Below are 20,094 nucleotides of genomic sequence, written 5' to 3'. Positions count from 1 at the left end.
TTTAGTTTTACTACTAATGAAAAAAACACCTGCATAGAGTATAGATGAGGTGGTTTTTTGAAAAATAATAACGATAAGATGGATAAGAAAGAACAGCAACTCCAACAGTTTATCCGTGAAAACAAAGGGAAAATCATGACGTCAAATGAAGGCGTGAAAGTCTCCAATGATGAAGACTCATTAAAAGCGGGGGACCGTGGACCTACACTAATTGAAGATTTCCTTTTCCGTGAAAAGATGGCGCATTTTGATCGAGAGCGTATTCCTGAAAGAGTTGTTCATGCACGTGGATACGGAGCATATGGTGAATTTGAATTGTATGAGTCACTTGAAGATTTAACAATGGCTAAGTTCCTTAATGATCCTGCTGTCAAAACACCATTATTTATACGTTTTTCACAAGTAGCAGGTTCTAGAGGAGTAAATGAAACGAATCGAGATGTACGTGGTTTTGCAACGAAATTTTATACAGAAGAAGGTAATTTTGATTTAGTAGGCAACAACATTCCTGTGTTTTTCATCCAAGATAGTATTAAGTTCCCTGATTTAATACACGCAGTTAAACCAGAGCCTAATAATGAAATTCCTCAAGGACAAACAGCGCATGATACATTCTGGGATTTCATAGCAAATAATCAGGAGTCTGCTCATATGGCAATGTGGATTATGAGTGATAGAACCATTCCAAGAAGTTTCCGAATGATGCAAGGCTTTGGCGTGCACGCATTCCGATTCGTCAATAAACATGGTAAATCTCGTTTTGTGAAATTTCACATAAAGCCAGTACTAGGTTTACGGTCGCTTATTTGGGATGAGGCACAGAAGTTAGGTGGGGCAGATGCAGATTATCACAGAAGGGATCTATGGGAAAATATAGAACATGGTAATTTTGCGGAATATGAACTTGGTATTCAAGTGCTGGAAGAGGCAGATGAATTTAAATTTGACTTTGATATTCTAGACTCGACTAAATTATGGCCAGAAGAAGATATACCAGTTAGAATGATTGGGAAAATTACCTTGAATCGTAATGTTGATAATGTATTTGCTGAAACTGAGCAAGTCGCGTTGCATCCTGGAAATATTGTTCGAGGTATTGATTTTACTAATGATCCACTTCTTCAAGGTCGACTATTTTCCTATTCGGATACACAGTTGTATCGCGTAGGTACGAATCATCAAGAATTGCCGATTAATCGCCCTGTTTGTCCTTTTCATAATAATCAACGCGATGGTGCTTCTCGTTACATCATCGACAAAGATCGAATTGCTTACCATAAAAACTCATTAGCAGATAATACACCATACACAGTGCCAGGTTCAAAAGGGGGATTTGTCACATATCCTTCTTTGGTAGATGGAAGAAAAGTGAGAGAAACAGCAGAAAGTTTTGAAGATCACTTTTCGCAAGCGCGCTTGTTTTGGAATAGCATGTCTCCAGTAGAAAAAGACCATATTATGCAAGCTTTTAGCTTTGAATTAGGAAAGGTGCAAAGTGTTTCTGTAAGACAACAAGTTGTGAATATGCTAGGGCATATTAGTACAGAGTTAGCCACAGTTGTTGCTACTGCATTAGGTGTAGAGGTTCCGAAAGTGCCGGAATCACAGGTGAAAAAGTCATCTCGTGCTTTAAGTCTTTTTAATACTAAACTTTCACCAAAAACGTTAAAAGTAGGCGTTATTTTAGAAAGTGGTTTTAAGGGTAGGGAGACTAATTATTTATTAGAACAGTGGAAAAAAGTCGGACTTCAACCTGTCATTATTCATGATGAATTAGGTGTAGTGAAAGGTACTGACGGTATAGAATTAAAAGTAGACCAAAGTTTTCTAACGGGTTCACCTTTACTTTATGACGGGCTTTATGTAGGTGTAAGCCCAAATGCAAATGAAAATTTCCTATGGAAAACAAATTCCTTTTTAATAGATACGTATAATCATTTCAAACCAATTGGCGCTTCTGAAGCTTCTGCGCCAATTTTAGAGTCGATTGGAATTTTAGGAAAGCCAGGTGTATTAGTAGATCAAAATCCGCAAACTTTTTCGAAGGAATTTATAGAAGCGATGACCATTCAACGTTTCTGGCAACGTGTATGAGATGAATAGGAAAGAATTCCAGGGAACCCTTAATTAAAAGGGTTCTTCTTTTTTGTATAGGCATTTGTCACGCATTTTTGTTATTTGCATAAAATACGATGAAATGAATTATTTAATGAAAAGAGGTTTTTGAGCAATGTCTATTTCTTACATGGATTTTACACAACCGAATGTAGAATTCTTTTTTGATTTAAATAAAAACAGATTATTTACGCGTAATAATGAAAATTTTATTAATAGTTTAGGTAGAAATAATTTAAATACGCTAGGTAATGTATCGCTTTTTGATATATTTTTAAGTAAAGACCGTATTGTTGAACCGCATTATCATCAAAATGCTTCGGAGTTAGTATATTGTATTTCAGGATCAGCCGTCGTTTCTTTAATTAACCCATTTACTAATAAAGTGTCACATATACCGATTACCCCTGGGCAAGTTGCGAACATTCCTCAAGGTTGGTGGCATTGGGAAATAGCGACAAAAGAAAAAACGCATTTACTTGCCATTTTTGATGCCCCGTATCCAGAATCTATTTTAGGGTCAGATCTCCTTACAAAAACACCTACTGAAGTGCTTGCTTATGCTTATTGTTTGGATCCTAATCAATTGAAAAAAACGCTTGCCCCTTTAAATAATGAAACAATACTTATTGGCCCAACTGACAATTGTTTGAAGCAGCCAAAGAACACCAACATAGAACAACCTAGCATTCCTATGACAAACTATCATCCATATTATAACGCTGTACAGAATCCTTATTATTATGGAGGAGGGCAGTGATCATACTTTGCATGTTGTTCGTGTATAGAGCTAGAAACTTTTTAATTAATATGGGGAATAAACGACAACATCGAAAACGAGCGAAATTCACGTGGTCGGTAAATAAGGTACCATTATGCTTTTTTTAGAAGCTCTTCTTTTTAAATTTCATCCACATAATGTGAAGACAACAGGACCGTCATCCAAGTGGATAACGGTCCTGTTTTTATTTGAATAGATTTATGGTAGTGATAATGATTGGTATTGCAAAGACATCAATTAAAAATGCGCCAACGATTGGTACGATTAAAAATGCTTTGCGAGAAGGACCGAAACGGTTTACAACGGCTGACATATTGGCCATTGCATTTGGTGTTGCACCTAGTCCGTGTCCAGCAAAACCAGCAACCATAACAGCAGCGTCGTAGTTTTTTCCGAGGATACGGAATAACACGAAGATACTAAATACGACGATAAATACTACTTGAACAAAGACAATCGCAAATAATGGTAATGCTAAATCTGCAATTTCCCAAAGTTTAATACTCATTAATGCCATAGATAGGAAGATACCTAATGTCACGTCACCAATTAAGTTAACGCTCTTCATATGAACTGAATGTGGTTTAATTTTATCTAGAACATTTCGTACAATGACAGCAGTAAACATTGCGCCTACATATCCTGGAAGAACAAATCCTGTAGTTTCTGAGAATAATGTACCTAAATATGTACCAAGCGCCATACAGAATGTAATGATAAACACTTGGAATAGAAAAGATTCAGAAGTAATTGGATAGTCATCGTCCTCGTGGCTAGCAACTTCCTCTTCTTCTGCAGGTTTTAAGTCGTGTTTAGTAATTAAATATTTAACAATTGGACCACCAACAAGACCGCCTGCAACAAGACCACATGTTGCAGCCGCAGCGCCAATTGTCATCGCTGAGGAAATTCCGAGATCCTCTAATGTTTGTCCGAACGCAGCGGCAGAACCATGTCCACCTTCCATTGATACAGCTCCAGCCATCATGCCGATTAGAGGGTCGATGCCAAATAATGATGCAAGTGAGACACCGATTACATTTTGCATAAGTGCTAAAAAGCCACAAGCTAGCCAATAAATAATTAGTAATTTCCCGCCAAGCTTTACTAATTTAAAGCTTGCACCTAAACCAATTGTCGTGAAAAAAGTAATCATAAATAAACTTTGTAAAGAGGTATCTAATGAAATTTCTAAAGTGCCCGTTGCTTGTAAAATAGTCGCAAGTGCTGCGAATATTAAGCCTCCAACAACCGGTGCTGGAATACAAAAACGCTGTAAAATCCCTATTTTTTTAATGATAAAGCTACCTAAAGTTAATAGAGCAACCGCTAAAAAGACGGTTGTAATTTGATTGATTTCTAACATCTACCATACCCCTTTATAAAAGAAACTATCGCTTCGTTGACGAAATACGCCCCTAATTTTGTCGTTCTTCCACCTTCGTCTAACGATGGATTTACTTCACAAATATCAAATGACACCGTTTTGTCATCACTTGTCACAAATTGAATAATAGAACGTACAATTTGTGGAGATAATCCAAACGGAGAAGGTGCACTAACACCGGGTGCAAATGCAGCGTTCAATACATCTGTACATAGTGTTAGCAACACTGCGTCATGGTTATCGATAAATTCTTGTAATTCGCTTTTATAAAGTTGAGATGAATCAGTAATTAGCTCATCTTCATAAATGTAGTGAACACCAAGTTCATCTGCTTTTTCGAATAATTCCATTGTATTGCCATAACGTTGAATACCAAGTACAAAATAGCTAGCATTCGTATCTTTTTCTAAAATTTGACGGAACATTGTACCAGATGATGGCTCAACTTCATATGAGCGCAAGTCAAAATGTGCATCAATATTGATTATGCCGAGTTTTTTATCCGGTCCAATCGCTTCTCTAATGCCTAAGTAATGGCCATATAGAGTTTCGTGACCTCCTCCGAGCACGATACACTTAGAGCTGGAATTTAAAATGTTTGAGACAGCTTTCCCTAATTCAATTTGAGCTTCTTCAAGATGTGTACCTTTACATGCAATATTTCCAGCGTCCTGTAATTTACTTTCAGAAGGCAGTACCCAAGGTAAACTTGATAATGAGGATCTTATAGCATTAGGAGCTGCAGCTGCGCCAAGACGTCCTTGATTTCTTCTAACGCCTTCTTCACATTCAAAGCCAATAATAGTTGAAGTGGGAGTTGTACTTTCCTCAATTTCTTGAATATTAATTGGTTCGACTACTTGATGGTATCGAAAACTCACTCGGTTTGTCGGATGGTCTATACGTCCTTGCCATTGTTCTTTAGTAATCATTGTGTACATATATTTCACCTCAACGTTTAGAATAATTAAAATTGATTGTAAATTCATTATATATTTCATTAATTATAATTTCTAATATATAATTATTATAAAATAATAGTTAAAAACTATAAGTGGAGAGAGATAATAATTATGGATTTAAAAAGATTATATTATTTCATCACAATCGTGAATAATAAAAGTTATTCTAAAGCAGCTGACAAACTACATATTTCGCAACCTTCCTTAAGCAATGCAGTAAAGAAGCTAGAACATGAAGTTGGAGCACCTTTACTTGAAAGAAGTACTCGAAAATTTGTATTAACAGATGCAGGTGAATTGCTATATACGAGAGCAACTATCATGTTATCTCAAATGGATATTATGAATAAGGAAATGAAGGAAGTAATAGTTGGAGGAAAAGGTGAAATTGTACTTGGGATTATTGAATCACTTAAGACTTGGCTACCTAATTTGATCTATACCTATAAACAAAGTTACCCAGCTATGGTATTTAAACTTTTTGATGTACTCAGTGTGGAGCATGTTAAACACTCTCTTCAAACATATAAATCGCATGCAATCATTACAAATCAATTGATTTATGAGGAGGATATAGAATCGATTCCACTTTATAAGGAACGATTAGTAGCTGTGTTGCCTCAAGGACATCCACTAACCAAAAAAGCTAGTTTGAGCTTAGCTGATTTAGAGCAGGAATCATTCATTATTAGTACAGAAGGTTTTCAAACACGAATAGATATTATAAATGCCTTCAAAGTTGCGCAATTAAAGTTAAATATTCAATTTGAGATAGAGCGTTTTGAAACAGCGGTTTCTTTAGTGAGAAATAATTTAGGGGTTACAATTGTTCCTGAAAATTATGTTAGGGAGCCAATCGACGAAACAGTTGTCCAAAGACCGATTAATCATCCTTCCCTTGAAAGAACGGTCTATCTAGCATATATGAAAAATCGTCATCTACCAGTAGCGATACAACGCTTTTTACAGTCAGTTGAGCAGCATTTTCAAGCCAATAAATCTTTGTGATATATTTTGAAAGGTGACTTCGATTACATACGATAGAAGACGGTTATAATGCGAGAAAGGCGCCTTTGTTACTAAGTGATACTTAGAGTTTCTACCTATATAAATATTGGTAGTAAAATCCTTTTTGTTAAACTTGTTGCTGTGAAATTCTACTATCTAATAGGGAATATGGGTGTGTAAAATGTTTTGGTGTATATGCAAAATATGATAAAATAGAATGGGAGAGTGAGCACACATGCGAAAAAAACGACACAATATTCTAAAACAAGATAATGTCATTGTGTTTCCTGGAGCTATTGATAAATTAATAGCTGATGGACATCACTATGCAGAGCATTATCAATATGACTTAGCTGTGCAAGCTCTTAGTGAAGCATTGCAGTATACTGAAGGCGATGAAAGTACGCTTAGTGTATATGCTTTCTCCTTATATGAAATACGAAATTTTGAAAAAGCGAAAGAGGCATGTGAGAAATTACTCGCGATAGGTCCTCATAAATACATAGAAGCGATGGAATTATATCTCACTGTCTGTATGGAATTGAAAGAATTCAATCAGGTAGAGGAATTAATCCGATCGTTACTTGAAGAACAAGTCATTCCTGAGGAATCAATTCCTAAGTTTATTCGTTTGCAAGAACTTAATGCTCGTATAGCAGAGAATCTTATTCAGACAGATGAACCGGTTGTCGATTTGAAGATTGATAGTACAGAGTTACAACCAGATCATTTTTTCTCTTTATCTTATATGAAACAGTTTCAAATATTGCAGAGTATTCGACAGGTTAATATTCGTCATATAAAAGAGGAAATTGTAGTCATTATCGAAGATGACCGAATCCATCCCTTACTTCAAAGTGAGGCATTGTTATTGCTAGTAAATCAACAAGTTGATACAACAGTGAAGGTAACAAAATTCAATGTTCAGTGTACAGTTAATCCATCTGAGTTAGCAGAACCATCTGCCCTACCAGTTACAGAAGCGGTCTTGGCAGTTGTTGAAGATGAGCTACAGCAAGAACCATCGGTATTAGATATGGTACAATATTTGATACAACGACATATTGTTGTAACTTATCCATTTGAATGGTTCGCTTATGAAGCAAGGGAAATAGCGGATGGCTACGTAGATTTTGTACATGCAATGTTCGGAGAAGTAAAGGAAACTGATTATGACTTGATGGACTTTTTCCACAAGCTTGAGCAACTTTCTGAACTGCCTGACGTATGAAATAAGTTGAAAGTATAGCTATCTATGATATACTAAAATGGTTGTCAAAATCGTAAAAACGAATGAATGTCTAACATTTGAAATTATTTTTGGAGGTAGAATAAATGTCAGTGAAATGGGAAAAACAAGAAGGTAATACTGGATTATTAACAGTAGAAGTATCTGCTGAAAAAGTAAACGAAGCTTTAGATCAAGCTTTCAAAAAAGTAGTAAAACAAATTAACGTACCGGGCTTCCGTAAAGGTAAAATGCCTCGTCAAATGTTCGAACAACGCTTTGGTGTTGAATCATTATACCAAGATGCATTAGAAATCTTAGTAAATGGTAACTATCCATTAGCTCTTGATGAAGCTGGAGTAGAACCAGTTGATCAACCAGAAATCGACTTCGAAGCAATCAATAAAAACGAAGCGTTCACATTCACAGCGAAAGTAACTGTTCGCCCAGAAGTTACTCTTGGTGACTATAAAGGTTTAGAAGTAACTAAACAAGACACTGCTGTAACTGATGAAGAAATTGAAGTTCAATTAAAAGAGCAACAAGAACGTCTAGCTGAGCTAGTTGTTAAAGAAAATCAAGCAATCGTAACTGGCGATACTGCAGTAATCGATTTCGAAGGTTTCGTTGATGGCGAAGCATTCGAAGGCGGAAAAGGCGACAACTACTCACTTGAAATCGGTTCTGGTTCATTCATCCCAGGATTCGAAGAACAATTAGTAGGTGCAAAATCTGGCGAAGCTAAAGAAGTTGAAGTAACTTTCCCAGAAGAATACCATGCAGCTGAGTTAGCTGGTAAAAAAGCTACTTTCAAAGTAACTATTAACGAAGTTAAAGGTAAAGAACTTCCTGAGCTAAACGATGATCTTGCAAAAGAAATCGATAGCGAAGTTGAAGGTTTAGATGCTCTACGCACTAAATTAAAAGAAAAAACTGCAGCTGATAAAGCAACTGCTTCTGAAACAGCTCTACGTGATGAACTAGTAGAAAAAGCAGCAACTAACGCTTCAATGGATATTCCAGAAGCTATGATTAACACTGAAATTGATCGTATGATGCAAGAATTCACTCAACGCCTTCAAATGCAAGGTATGAATCTTGATCTTTACTACCAATTCTCAGGTCAAGACGAAGCAGCTCTTCGTGGACAAATGAAAACTGACGCTGATAGCCGCGTTCGTGTATCATTAGTTTTAGAAGCAATTGCTGAAGCAGAAAAAATCGAAGTAACTGAAGAAGATTTAACTGCTGAATTAGAAAAAATGTCTGCACAATTCGGTATGGATGCAGAACAAATTAAAACTGCTTTAGGTGGTACTCATGTTTTAGAGCATGATATCAAAATCCAAAAAACAGTTGAGTTCATAGCTGATAACGCAAAAATTACTGAGTAATATTTAAATAGCACCATGAATTGATAGGACAAGGTACGTGGTTTTTAGCGTACCTTGTTTTATCACATACATAATTAGCACTTTGAATACATAGAGAGAATAAGAAAGCAAAGTGTTACAAGTTATACAAAATCATTATATTTGATAATGTTAACGTAATCTTGTAACATTATTGTTTGAATAGGGGTGAAATAATTGTTCAAATTTAATGACGAAAAAGGCAACTTAAAATGCTCATTCTGTGGTAAACCACAAGAACAAGTTCGTAAACTGGTTGCAGGACCAGGTGTATATATTTGTGATGAATGTATCGAGTTGTGTTCTGAAATCGTAGTTGAAGAACTAGGTACAGAAGAAGAAGTAGAACTAAAAGATATTCCGAAACCGAAAGAGATTCTTGCAATTTTGGATGATTATGTCATCGGTCAAGAGCGTGCAAAAAAAGCCCTATCTGTTGCAGTGTATAATCACTATAAACGTGTAAACTCAAACAGTGTAATTGACGATGTAGAACTTTCAAAATCAAATATTGTTTTAATCGGACCAACTGGTAGCGGTAAAACATTACTTGCCCAAACATTAGCGCGTATTATTGATGTACCGTTTGCAATTGCGGATGCTACATCTTTAACTGAAGCTGGTTATGTGGGTGAGGATGTTGAGAACATTCTACTTAAACTAATCCAATCAGCAGATTATGATATCGAACGTGCTGAAAAAGGGATTATTTATATTGATGAAATCGATAAAGTAGCCCGTAAATCAGAAAACCCATCGATTACACGTGATGTATCTGGTGAAGGTGTACAACAAGCGCTTTTAAAAATTTTAGAAGGCACAGTTGCTAGTGTTCCACCACAAGGTGGACGTAAACACCCACATCAAGAATTTATCCAAATCGATACAACTAATATCTTATTCATTGTTGGTGGAGCATTCGACGGAATTGAATCTATCATAAAGCGTCGTTTAGGCCAAAAAGTAATTGGCTTCGGTTCGAATGGTAAGAAAGACGAACCTGAAGATAATAACTTGATGAAGTATTTAATCCCAGAAGATTTATTGAAATTTGGTTTAATTCCTGAATTTATTGGTCGTCTTCCAGTATTAGCAAGTTTAGAACAGCTAGATGCTGAAACGCTTGTTCAAATTTTAACTGAGCCTAAAAACGCGCTTTCTAAACAATATCAAAAAATGCTAGCTCTTGATGATGTTGAACTTGAGTTCAATCAAGATGCATTATTGGAAATTGCTAAAGAAGCAATCGAACGCAAAACAGGTGCTCGTGGTTTACGCTCAATTATTGAAAACATTATGTTAGATGTTATGTTTGAACTACCTTCTCGCGATGATATTGCAAAATGTATCATTACGAAAGAAACGATTACAGAAAAAGCTCGTCCAAAACTTCTACTTGAAGATGGAACTGAGTTAAAATCAGACAGCGAAAAAACATCTGCTTAATAACTGATTGAAAAGCTGGCTTCGAAAAAGTGCCAATTAGCACTACTCGAAAGCTGGCTTTTTTTAAAATAAATTTCAGTCGATAAACACTTATGAAGAGTGAAATTGAAATGGTAATCATTTCTGCAATTAATAATGTTTGATTTGCGGGTAAATCGGACAAAATCTAATGGAGGTGATCACCCGCATGACTGAAGTAAAAAGAACAAAAAATATCCCATTATTGCCCTTAAGAGGTTTACTCGTTTATCCCACGATGGTATTACATATCGATGTAGGTCGAGAGCGTTCTGTTGCTGCTCTTGAACATGCAATGCTGGAAGATAATCTTATTTTCTTAGTCACTCAAAAAGAGATGAGCATTGAAAATCCTACGCCGGATGATTTATATACAGTCGGGACAGTCGCATATGTAAAACAAATGCTAAAGTTACCCAATGGAACAATTCGTGTCCTAGTTGAAGGTCTAAATCGTGCGAAAGTCGTTGATTATCGTGATGGAGAAGAATTTGCAGTTGTAGAAATTGAAAACTTTGAAGATTCAAAAACTGTAGATGCTGAAACAGAAGCCTTAATGCGCACTCTTCTAACTTATTTTGAAAAGTACTCGAAAGCTTCGAGTAAAGTAACTACAGAAACATATGATACTGTTGCTGATATTGAAGAACCAGGACGCTTTGCAGATATGGTTGCTTCTTATTTGCCGTTGAAAATTAATGGTAAACAAGAGATACTTAAAATCATCGACGTAAAAGAGCGTTTGGAAATTTTAATTCAACGTTTACATGATGAGCAGGAAGTATTGAATCTTGAAAAAAAGATTAGCTCTAAAGTAAAACGTGCGATGGAAAAAGCGCAAAAGGAATTCTATTTACGTGAACAAATGAAGGCAATCCAAACTGAACTTGGCGATCGTGAAGGCAAAACAGGTGAAGTATCTGAGCTGAAAAAGAAAATCCAAGAATCAGGAATGCCTGAATCAACATTAAAAGCGGCGTATAAAGAATTGGATCGTTACGAAAAATTGCCTGCAGCAGCAGCTGAAAGTGGCGTTATCCGTAGTTATATTGATTGGCTAGTTGCTTTACCCTGGAAGGAAAAAACTGAAGATAGACATGATATTAAAATGGCGGAAAAAGTTTTAAATCGTGATCATGAAGGACTTGATAAAGTTAAGGAACGTATTCTTGAATATTTATCAGTTCGACAATTAAAACAATCTTTACGTGGTCCAATTTTATGTTTGGCTGGACCTCCTGGAGTAGGTAAAACTTCTTTAGCGAAATCGATTGCAGAAGCTTTAAATCGTAAATTTGTCCGTATTTCACTTGGTGGTGTACGTGATGAGTCTGAAATACGTGGTCACAGAAGAACTTACGTGGGCGCAATGCCAGGACGTGTCATACAAGGTATGAAAAAGGCTGGTACAGTAAACCCTGTATTTTTACTTGATGAAATCGATAAGATGTCGAATGATTTCCGAGGAGATCCTTCTGCTGCTATGCTTGAAGTATTAGATCCAGAGCAAAACAATTCATTTAGTGATCATTACATTGAAGAAACATATGATTTATCAAATGTATTATTTGTTGCGACAGCAAATGATTTAAGTACGATTCCTGGTCCATTACTTGACCGTATGGAGATCATTACAATCGCGGGTTATACAGAGCAAGAAAAGCATGAAATTTCGAAAAAACATCTTATTCCGAAACAACTGAAAGAGCATGGTCTATCAAAGGCACAATTGCAAATTCGTGATGATGCAATTATTGATTTAATTCGATATTATACGCGCGAAGCAGGTGTTCGAGGATTAGAACGTCAAATTGCAACATTATGCCGTAAAGCAGCGATGCAAATTGTTGCGGGTGATAAAAAACGTGTGGTAATGGCGGCTAAGAATCTTGAAGATATTCTTGGAAAACATCGTTTCCATTATGGGCAAGCTGAAACAGAAAACCAAATAGGTGTGGCAACTGGATTAGCGTATACAACAGTTGGTGGAGATACTTTACAGATTGAAGTATCATTAACTCCTGGTAAAGGCAAATTGCAGTTAACTGGTAAGCTTGGAGACGTGATGAAGGAATCTGCTCAAACGGCCTTATCTTATGTACGTTCAAAATCAGAAGATCTGAATATTGACCCAGAATTCTTCGATAAACATGATATTCACATTCACGTGCCAGAAGGTGCCGTACCAAAAGATGGTCCATCAGCGGGGATTACAATGGTTACAGCTATTACATCTGCTATTACGAAACGTCCAATCCGAAGAGAAGTAGGTATGACAGGTGAAGTGACGTTGCGTGGACGAGTATTACCAATTGGTGGTTTGAAAGAAAAAACGTTAGGGGCGCATCGTGCAGGCTTAACGACAATTATTTTACCGAAAGACAATGAACGCGATATTGATGATATACCAGATAGTGTTCGTGAACAGCTTTCATTTAAGATAGTGTCAAACGCAGATGAAGTACTGGAAATAGCGTTAGACGGAGGAGAAATATGAAAGTTAATAATGTAGAAATGGTCATTAGTGCAGTACGACCAGCACAATATCCAGAGGATGGCCTGCCAGAGTTCGCTTTGGCAGGAAGATCGAATGTAGGAAAGTCTTCTTTTATCAATCGAATGATTGGACGTAAAAGTATGGCGCGTATTTCTTCTAAACCAGGGAAAACGCAAACACTAAATTTTTATAAAATTGAAGAGCAATTGTTCTTTGTGGATGTCCCAGGTTATGGTTACGCGAAAGTTTCAAAATCTGAGCGTGAAGCTTGGGGGCGAATGATCGAACAATATTTCACAAGTCGTTCACTGTTAAAAGCGGTTGTGTTAATTGTAGATATTCGTCACAAACCTACAGTTGATGACTGTATGATGTATGATTTCTTGAAGCATTACAATATCCCATGTATCGTAGTTGCAACGAAAGCTGATAAAATTGTAAAAGGTAAATGGGAAAAGCATAAAAAAGTGGTGAAAGATGTATTGGATATGGATCCAAATGATCCGCTTATTTTATTTTCTTCTGAAAAAAGCATGGGCATGGACCAAGCTTGGGCAGAAATCGAAAAAAGAATGTAACAGTTTCATAGGAAGAGCGCGAGCGATAGTTGCTAGCGCTCTTTTATTATTTATTGAATAGTTATTTGCTCGTTTGGGAAAAATGATATTTAAAGCAATATGGTTGTTGTTCGACAAATTTTTTGATACACTTACATTATAATAATTCTAAATAAGGCGAGTGCTATTATCATTCATATACCGTTCACAATTAAAACTAACTGTGACGGACATTTATGCTATAATAGAAATCGTGAATTAGATGAACGTGAGAGGTGTATGATTTCATGCATACCATCGTAGTAGGCTTGAATTATAAGACAGCTCCAGTAGAGATTCGTGAAAAATTCTCATTTATTGAGAGTGAAATACCGAATGCTATGAGAGCTCTTCAAAGTGAAAAAAGCATATTAGAGAACGTAATTGTATCTACATGTAACCGAACAGAAGTGTATGCTGTAGTCGATCAATTGCATACCGGACGGCACTATATAAAACAATTCCTAGCAGATTGGTTTAAAGTTCCTGTTGAAACTTTTTCTGCTCATTTATATATTCGTGAAGATGAACAGTCGATGGAGCATTTGTTCCGTGTCACTGCTGGGATAGATTCAATGGTACTTGGAGAAACACAAATCCTTGGACAAGTGCGTACAAGCTTTTTAAATGGACAAGAAATCGGTGCAACTGGTACGGTTTACAATCAACTATTTAAGCAAGCTATTACATTCGCAAAACGCGCGCATGGTGAAACAGCTATAGGCGAAAATGCAGTGTCTGTTTCTTATGCAGCTGTAGAACTTGCTAAGAAAATCTTCGGATCATTACAACAAAAACATGTTGCTATTTTAGGCGCAGGTAAAATGGGTGAATTAGCGACTCAAAATTTGTATGGTAGTGGTGTTGGTAAAGTGACGGTGATTAACCGTACATTTGAAAAAGCTGAATTACTTGCTTCTAAGTTTGAAGGAACAGCAAAGTCAATGCAAGAGCTTCAATGTACACTTCTTGAAGCTGATATTTTAATCAGTTCAACTGGTGCGACAGAATATGTTATTGACTTTGAATTAATGCAATTTGTTGAACGTTTAAGAAAAGGAAAACCATTATTTATGGTAGATATCGCTGTGCCGCGTGACTTAGATCCACGTATTGGCGATTTACCAAATGTCTTCCTATATGATATTGACGACTTACAAGGCATAGTTGAGGCAAACCTTGCTGAACGTGAACGTGCTGCTAAGCAAATTTCGACAATGATTGACACTGAAATTCATGATTTCCAAGACTGGTTATCAACACTTGGTGTAGTACCTGTAATTGCCGCGCTTCGTAAAAAAGCAGCAACAATTCAAGAGGAAACAATGCAAAGTATCGAAAACAAAATGCCTGATTTAACGGATCGTGAGAAAAAAGTGTTAAGTAAGCATACGAAATCAATTATTAATCAATTATTAAAAGAACCAATTCTGCAAGCTAAGGAAATGGCTAGTTCAACAAAAGCAAATGAACAATTACAGCTATTCCAACAAATTTTCGGAATTGAAAATGATGTGCAAGATGAAGTGAAAAGGCACCAATTAGTAGAAAAAAACCGAATGCAAAAAATAGCAGAAGAAGCACAATCTTCTAGTCCTGGATTATCATATTAATGAAATTTGTTTAGGAGGCGTTTTCGTATCTGTATGGTAAACTAATAGATGCGAAATCGTCTTTTTTTTCGCGATAAAGTTAAAAATAAAGGAGTAAGTTATGGCTGATTTGATGATGACAAGACTACATGAAGCGATGGTCGTCTTATATGCAATCAGTCTTGTATTCTATTTTATAGATTATTTAAATAAGGATGCAAAAGCTCACCGTGTTGCATTTTGGCTACTTTCCATCGTATGGGTTTTACAATCAGTATTTTTAGTAATGTATATAGTGGAGACGCATCGTTTCCCTATATTATCGTTGTTTGAAGGAATCTATTTCTACGCTTGGTTATTAATAACCATTTCGATCCTTTTGCATTGCGTTTATCGAGTAGATTTACCAGTATTCTTCATCAACGTAATTGGATTCATCTTCATGACGATTAATACATTTGCACCATCGCAAATTTCACAGTCGCCAGTAGGTGAGGCACTAATCTCTGAGCTTTTATTTATCCATATTACGTTCGCAATACTTTCGTATGTGGCATTCTCATTATCGTTTGTTTTTTCGACATTATATTTGATTTTATATAATGTATTAAAGAAAAAGAAATGGACGAAGCAATGGACGAGACTTCCATCATTACAGCAAACTGAGCAAGGAATGACAGCTTCATTATTAACGGGTATACCGTTATTATTAATAAGTTTAATTTTAGGCCTACAATGGGCATATTTAACATTAGATGACGTATCTGTATTTGATGTGAAAATTGTTGGTTCATTTGTTTCGTTGTTAATATATTGTTTCATCATTTATGGAAATCGAAAAGGGAAATTACATTCGACAAGTTATGCGTGGGCTCATGTGTATGCATTTCTGTTTGTAATCATCAATTTCTTTTTAGGAAGTAAATTGTCTGATTTTCATCTTTGGTATTAATAGAAAGGTTGGATTATTGTGAGAAAAATAGTAGTAGGTTCAAGAAGAAGTAAACTTGCTTTAACGCAAACTAATTGGTTTATCCATCAAATGAAACTGGCGGGTGCTCCGTTTGAATTTGAAGTCAAAGAAATCGTGACTAAGGGTGACCAAATTTTAGATGTCCAACTTTCTAAAGTAGGCGGTAAAGGACTATTTGTAAAAGAAATCGAACAAGAACTTTTTGATAAAGGTATTGATTTTGCTGTCCACAGTATGAAGGACATGCCAGCAGTTTTACCAGAGGGGCTTGTAATCGGCTGTATCCCTCCGCGTGAAGATGCACGTGATGCTTTCATTTCAAATGGTCATGTGAAATTTGCTGATCTACCAAAAGGTGCTGTTGTTGGTACAAGTAGCTTACGCCGCAGTGCACAATTATTGGCCCAACGTCCAGATATCGAAATCAAATGGATACGTGGAAACGTAGATACACGTTTAGCGAAACTTGAAACGGGCGAATATGATGCGATTATTTTAGCAGCAGCCGGTCTTAAACGACTGGGGTGGAGTCAAGATGTCGTAACAGAATACTTATCTGCTGAAATGTGTATCCCAGCTGTTGGGCAAGGATCTCTAGGTATTGAGTGTCGTAGTGATGATGCGGAATTATTAGCTGAGCTTGCTAAATTAACGGACAAAGCAACTTGGGAAGAAGCACATGCAGAGCGCGCATATCTTGCAGCAATGGATGGCGGTTGCCAAGTACCAATCGCAGGTTACGCAAAATTTGACGGAAAACAAATTGAACTAACTGGTTTAGTAGCAGCTCCAGATGCGTCTGTTATTTATAAAGAAACAGTGACAATGGAAGATGCTAAAGCAGCTGGTGAAGAAGTTGCTCGTATTTTAACAGAGCAAGGAGCCTTTGATTTAATTCAAAAAGTAAAGGCTGAGCAAGATGCAAAATGATTTATCTCTTAGTGGAGACAAAATCGTATTAACAGGAACACATGTTACAGCATCTGTGGAAAAGCAAATTGAACAATTAGGCGGTCAGGCTATACACCTACCGCTTATTACTGTTAATGAGGTTAAAAGTGATATGGACCGACAACGACTTGAAAAAAGTAAGCAGTATGACTGGCTTATTTTCACTAGTCAGAATGCGGTCCTTGCTTTTAAAAGTAAAATACAGCGTTTTCATTTCCAGGCATCTGAGTGGTCAGGTAAGGTGGCTGCTGTAGGTTCAAAAACAGCCGAAGCTCTTGAAGAAATGGGCTTTGAGATTAATTTTATGCCATCAACATTCAGTGCAGATGTATTTGTGCAAGAGTTCCCTTCTATTGTAGGGGGCAATGTATCCTGTCAATTTTTTAAGGGATCGATGGCAAAGGATACTATAGTAAAAGGTTTATCTTGTCATGTGGATGAATGGACTGTCTATGAAACGGTTCAAACGACAGAAAATACTACAGAACTGCTAACACTTTTGAAAGAATCTACAAATGTAAGTATTGCCTTTGCAAGTCCATCTGCAGTAGAGGTTTTTTCTGAGCATGTAGCAAAGGTAATCGGTTGGCATTCATTTATAGTTCTATCCATAGGGCATATCACAGAGCAAGCGCTAATTAAAGCAGGAGCTAAAGTTGATGTAATGCCGCCCACCTATACAATGAAAGCATTGATTCAAGAGTTAGCTAATAGAAAGGAACATCTAAAATGAAAGATTTAACATTTAAAAGACATAGACGTTTACGTCAATCCGCTACTATGCGCTCAATGGTAAAAGAAACATATTTGCATAAAGAAGATTTCATCTATCCCATTTTCGTCATGGATGGAGAAAATATTAAAAATGAAGTATCTTCTATGCCAGGCGTTTTTCAATTTTCAATTGATCGTTTAGGTGAGGAAATGGATGAAGTAGTTTCACTAGGTATTCCTTCCATCATTCTTTTTGGCTTACCTGCAGAAAAAGACGAAGTAGGTACTCAAGCTTTCCACAATCATGGTATTGTTCAAGAAGCAACTCGTTTTGTGAAAAAGAATTACCCAGAAATCGTGGTTATTGCGGACACATGCCTATGTGAATTTACTTCTCACGGTCACTGTGGTGTCGTGAATGACAAAGAACAAATTTTAAATGACCCTTCACTAGATTTATTAGCAAAAACAGCAGTTTCACAAGCAGAAGCGGGAGCAGACATTATTGCGCCATCTAATATGATGGATGGTTTTGTAGCAGCGATTCGTAAAGGCTTAGATGATGCTGGATTTGAAGATGTTCCAATCATGTCTTATGCAGTAAAATACGCTTCAGCATACTATGGACCATTCCGTGATGCGGCAGATGGCGCACCTAAATTTGGTGATCGTAAAACATATCAAATGGATCCTGCAAATCGTATGGAAGCAATGCGTGAAGCTACTTCAGACGTAGAAGAAGGAGCAGATTTCTTAATCGTTAAACCAGCATTGGCTTACTTAGATATTGTACGTGATGTACGTAATAACTACGATTTACCGATTGTTGCTTACAATGTAAGTGGCGAATATGCGATGGTTAAAGCGGCATCTATTAATGGTTGGATTGACGAAAAACAAACGGTCTTAGAAACACTACTAGGTATGAAACGCGCAGGAGCAGACTTAATCATTACTTATCATGCAAAAGATGCAGTTCGTTGGATGGAGGGAAAATAATTCATGACACGATCATATGAAAAATCAAAACAAGCGTTTAAAGAAGCAGTAAACTTAATGCCAGGTGGCGTAAATAGTCCAGTTCGTGCATTTAAAGCAGTTGATATGGATCCGATTTTTATGGCTAGTGGTAAAGGAGCAATCATTACGGATATCGATGGTAATGATTATATTGACTATGTATTATCATGGGGTCCACTAATTATTGGTCACACGCATCCTGATGTCGTAGCTGCAATTCAAAAAGTAGCTGAAACGGGAACAAGCTTTGGAGCTTCTTCACTAGTAGAAAATGAACTAGCAAAAGTAGTAATAGATCGTATTCCTTCAATCGAAATGATTCGTATGGTATCTTCAGGTACGGAAGCAACAATGAGTGCCATCCGTGCAGCACGTGGCTTTACAGGAAGAGATAAAATTTTGAAGTTCGAAGGTAGCTATCACGGACATGGTGATAGTTTACTGATAAAAGCTGGTTCGGGTGTCGCAACACTTGGTTTACCAGACAGCCCAGGTGTACCATTGGGAATTGCTCAAAACACATTAACGGTTCCGTATAATGATTTAGAATCAGCTAAACTTGTCTTTGAAAAATTCGGCGAAGAAATTGCTGCAGTAATCGTTGAGCCGGTTTGCGGTAATATGGGTGTCGTTCCGCCGTTACCAGGATTCCTTGAAGGTTTACGTGAGCTAACAACAAACGCAGGCTCACTATTAATCTTTGATGAAGTAATGACTGGTTTCCGTGTAGGGTATCATAGTGCTCAAGGTCACTTCGGAGTAACACCAGATTTAACTTGTCTAGGCAAAGTAATCGGTGGTGGACTACCTGTAGGTGCATTCGGTGGTAAACGTGAGATTATGGAGAAAATAGCTCCAGCAGGTCCAATCTATCAAGCGGGTACATTATCAGGTAACCCACTTGCAATGTCTGCTGGTTTAGCAACAATAAGTCATTTAAAACCTGAAACATATGATTATTTCACAAAATTAGGGGATCAATTAGAAGCAGGTTTCCGCGAAGCTGCAGAAATGTATAACATCCCTCACACAGTAAATCGTGCAGGTTCAATGATTGGTTACTTCTTAACTAATGAAAATGTTATTAACTTTGAAACAGCGAAAACTTCTGATTTACAATTGTTTGCTGAATACTACGGTTTAATGGCGAATGAAGGAATCTTCTTGCCGCCGTCACAATTTGAAGGTGTATTTGTTTCTACAGAGCACACTGAAGAACATATTGCAAAGACAGTCCAAGCTTTCCAAAAAGTATTTAAACAACTTGCGCGCTAATATAATGTTATAAGAAAAAGGCTTTCTCTATTTTGAGAAGGCCTTTTTAATGCAAGTAAATACATTGATAATGTCAGTAATCCAGCTAATCTTTCTCATAGAGCATCAATGACTCTAAG

General features: G+C 36.7%; 16 protein-coding genes. 14 read left to right on the top strand and 2 right to left on the bottom strand.

All coding sequences use genetic code 11. The annotated features are described in order from the left end of the window. Window positions 1-78: 78 nt before the first annotated feature. Window positions 79-2,094 (top strand): catalase, encoded by a 2,016-nt coding sequence (locus tag ACQKM9_RS05920; RefSeq protein WP_427733660.1) that lies wholly within the window; start codon window positions 79-81, stop codon window positions 2,092-2,094. Window positions 2,095-2,230: 136 nt separating this feature from the next. Next, complete coding sequence (locus ACQKM9_RS05915; RefSeq protein ID WP_427733475.1) at window positions 2,231-2,875, top strand: cupin domain-containing protein; 645 nt, start codon at window positions 2,231-2,233, stop codon at window positions 2,873-2,875. 205 nt (window positions 2,876-3,080) lie between these two features. Here the strand turns inward: ACQKM9_RS05915 and gltS are convergent, their stop codons facing one another. Together gltS and hutG are read right to left on the bottom strand one after the other, a co-directional pair. Continuing rightward, the gene (gltS, locus tag ACQKM9_RS05910) at window positions 3,081-4,262 is read right to left on the bottom strand and encodes a sodium/glutamate symporter (protein ID WP_427733474.1); all 1,182 of its coding nucleotides are present in this window, start codon (window positions 4,260-4,262) and stop codon (window positions 3,081-3,083) included. Continuing rightward, window positions 4,256-5,224 (bottom strand): formimidoylglutamase, encoded by a 969-nt coding sequence (gene hutG, locus ACQKM9_RS05905; RefSeq protein ID WP_427733473.1) that lies wholly within the window; start codon window positions 5,222-5,224, stop codon window positions 4,256-4,258. Before hutG ends, gltS begins: the two co-directional genes overlap by 7 nt. A gap of 132 nt (window positions 5,225-5,356) precedes the next feature. Between hutG and ACQKM9_RS05900 the strand changes: the two genes are divergently transcribed. The 12 genes from ACQKM9_RS05900 to hemL all read left to right on the top strand — a co-directional run bounded on the left by ACQKM9_RS05900 (window position 5,357) and on the right by hemL (window position 19,975). Then, window positions 5,357-6,253: a LysR family transcriptional regulator gene (locus ACQKM9_RS05900; protein ID WP_427733472.1), complete on the top strand. Its 897-nt coding sequence runs from the start codon at window positions 5,357-5,359 to the stop codon at window positions 6,251-6,253. Between the two features lie 235 nt (window positions 6,254-6,488). After that, window positions 6,489-7,484: a tetratricopeptide repeat protein gene (locus ACQKM9_RS05895; protein WP_427733471.1), complete on the top strand. Its 996-nt coding sequence runs from the start codon at window positions 6,489-6,491 to the stop codon at window positions 7,482-7,484. Between the two features lie 104 nt (window positions 7,485-7,588). Next, the gene (tig, locus tag ACQKM9_RS05890) at window positions 7,589-8,875 is read left to right on the top strand and encodes a trigger factor (RefSeq protein WP_427733470.1); all 1,287 of its coding nucleotides are present in this window, start codon (window positions 7,589-7,591) and stop codon (window positions 8,873-8,875) included. A 195-nt stretch (window positions 8,876-9,070) separates the two neighbouring features. Then, window positions 9,071-10,339 (top strand): ATP-dependent protease ATP-binding subunit ClpX, encoded by a 1,269-nt coding sequence (gene clpX / locus ACQKM9_RS05885; protein WP_053416512.1) that lies wholly within the window; start codon window positions 9,071-9,073, stop codon window positions 10,337-10,339. A 187-nt stretch (window positions 10,340-10,526) separates the two neighbouring features. Next, entirely contained in the window at window positions 10,527-12,854 is a 2,328-nt protein-coding gene (gene lon / locus ACQKM9_RS05880) for an endopeptidase La (RefSeq protein ID WP_427733469.1), read from the top strand. After that, a complete protein-coding gene (gene yihA / locus ACQKM9_RS05875) occupies window positions 12,851-13,432 on the top strand; it encodes a ribosome biogenesis GTP-binding protein YihA/YsxC (protein ID WP_038187485.1) in 582 nt (193 codons plus the stop codon). The genes lon and yihA overlap by 4 nt, the downstream gene beginning before the upstream one ends. Before the next feature lie 266 nt (window positions 13,433-13,698). Then, entirely contained in the window at window positions 13,699-15,063 is a 1,365-nt protein-coding gene (gene hemA, locus ACQKM9_RS05870) for a glutamyl-tRNA reductase (protein WP_427733468.1), read from the top strand. 100 nt (window positions 15,064-15,163) lie between these two features. Then, on the top strand, window positions 15,164-15,994 hold the full coding sequence (ccsA, locus tag ACQKM9_RS05865; RefSeq protein ID WP_427733467.1) for a cytochrome c biogenesis protein CcsA: 831 nt from the start codon (window positions 15,164-15,166) through the stop codon (window positions 15,992-15,994). An 18-nt stretch (window positions 15,995-16,012) separates the two neighbouring features. Further along, window positions 16,013-16,945, top strand: a complete 933-nt coding sequence (hemC, locus tag ACQKM9_RS05860; protein WP_427733466.1) for a hydroxymethylbilane synthase — start codon at window positions 16,013-16,015, stop codon at window positions 16,943-16,945. After that, window positions 16,935-17,699, top strand: a complete 765-nt coding sequence (locus ACQKM9_RS05855; protein ID WP_427733465.1) for a uroporphyrinogen-III synthase — start codon at window positions 16,935-16,937, stop codon at window positions 17,697-17,699. Before hemC ends, ACQKM9_RS05855 begins: the two co-directional genes overlap by 11 nt. Then, window positions 17,696-18,679 carry a porphobilinogen synthase gene (gene hemB, locus ACQKM9_RS05850; RefSeq protein ID WP_427733464.1) on the top strand — a complete coding sequence of 328 codons (984 nt, stop codon included), beginning with the start codon at window positions 17,696-17,698 and terminating at the stop codon, window positions 18,677-18,679. Before ACQKM9_RS05855 ends, hemB begins: the two co-directional genes overlap by 4 nt. A gap of 3 nt (window positions 18,680-18,682) precedes the next feature. Further along, window positions 18,683-19,975, top strand: coding sequence for a glutamate-1-semialdehyde 2,1-aminomutase (hemL, locus tag ACQKM9_RS05845; RefSeq protein ID WP_427733463.1), 1,293 nt, complete (start codon window positions 18,683-18,685; stop codon window positions 19,973-19,975). Window positions 19,976-20,094 lie beyond the last annotated feature (119 nt).

Source organism: Viridibacillus sp. NPDC093762 (assembly GCF_050279675.1).
GTDB lineage: Bacteria > Bacillota > Bacilli > Bacillales_A > Planococcaceae > Viridibacillus.
Note: the sequence above shows the minus strand (reverse complement) of the source record. Positions and strands in the feature narration are given on the sequence as shown.

Coding starts and splice junctions, on each gene's coding strand:
- ACQKM9_RS05920 (WP_427733660.1), top strand. CDS start 79: ATGGATAAGAAAGAACAGCAACTCCAACAGTTTATCCGTGAAAACAAA.
- ACQKM9_RS05915 (WP_427733475.1), top strand. CDS start 2,231: ATGTCTATTTCTTACATGGATTTTACACAACCGAATGTAGAATTCTTT.
- gltS (WP_427733474.1), bottom strand. CDS start 4,262: ATGTTAGAAATCAATCAAATTACAACCGTCTTTTTAGCGGTTGCTCTA.
- hutG (WP_427733473.1), bottom strand. CDS start 5,224: ATGTACACAATGATTACTAAAGAACAATGGCAAGGACGTATAGACCAT.
- ACQKM9_RS05900 (WP_427733472.1), top strand. CDS start 5,357: ATGGATTTAAAAAGATTATATTATTTCATCACAATCGTGAATAATAAA.
- ACQKM9_RS05895 (WP_427733471.1), top strand. CDS start 6,489: ATGCGAAAAAAACGACACAATATTCTAAAACAAGATAATGTCATTGTG.
- tig (WP_427733470.1), top strand. CDS start 7,589: ATGTCAGTGAAATGGGAAAAACAAGAAGGTAATACTGGATTATTAACA.
- lon (WP_427733469.1), top strand. CDS start 10,527: ATGACTGAAGTAAAAAGAACAAAAAATATCCCATTATTGCCCTTAAGA.
- yihA (WP_038187485.1), top strand. CDS start 12,851: ATGAAAGTTAATAATGTAGAAATGGTCATTAGTGCAGTACGACCAGCA.
- hemA (WP_427733468.1), top strand. CDS start 13,699: ATGCATACCATCGTAGTAGGCTTGAATTATAAGACAGCTCCAGTAGAG.
- ccsA (WP_427733467.1), top strand. CDS start 15,164: ATGGCTGATTTGATGATGACAAGACTACATGAAGCGATGGTCGTCTTA.
- ACQKM9_RS05855 (WP_427733465.1), top strand. CDS start 16,935: ATGCAAAATGATTTATCTCTTAGTGGAGACAAAATCGTATTAACAGGA.
- hemB (WP_427733464.1), top strand. CDS start 17,696: ATGAAAGATTTAACATTTAAAAGACATAGACGTTTACGTCAATCCGCT.
- hemL (WP_427733463.1), top strand. CDS start 18,683: ATGACACGATCATATGAAAAATCAAAACAAGCGTTTAAAGAAGCAGTA.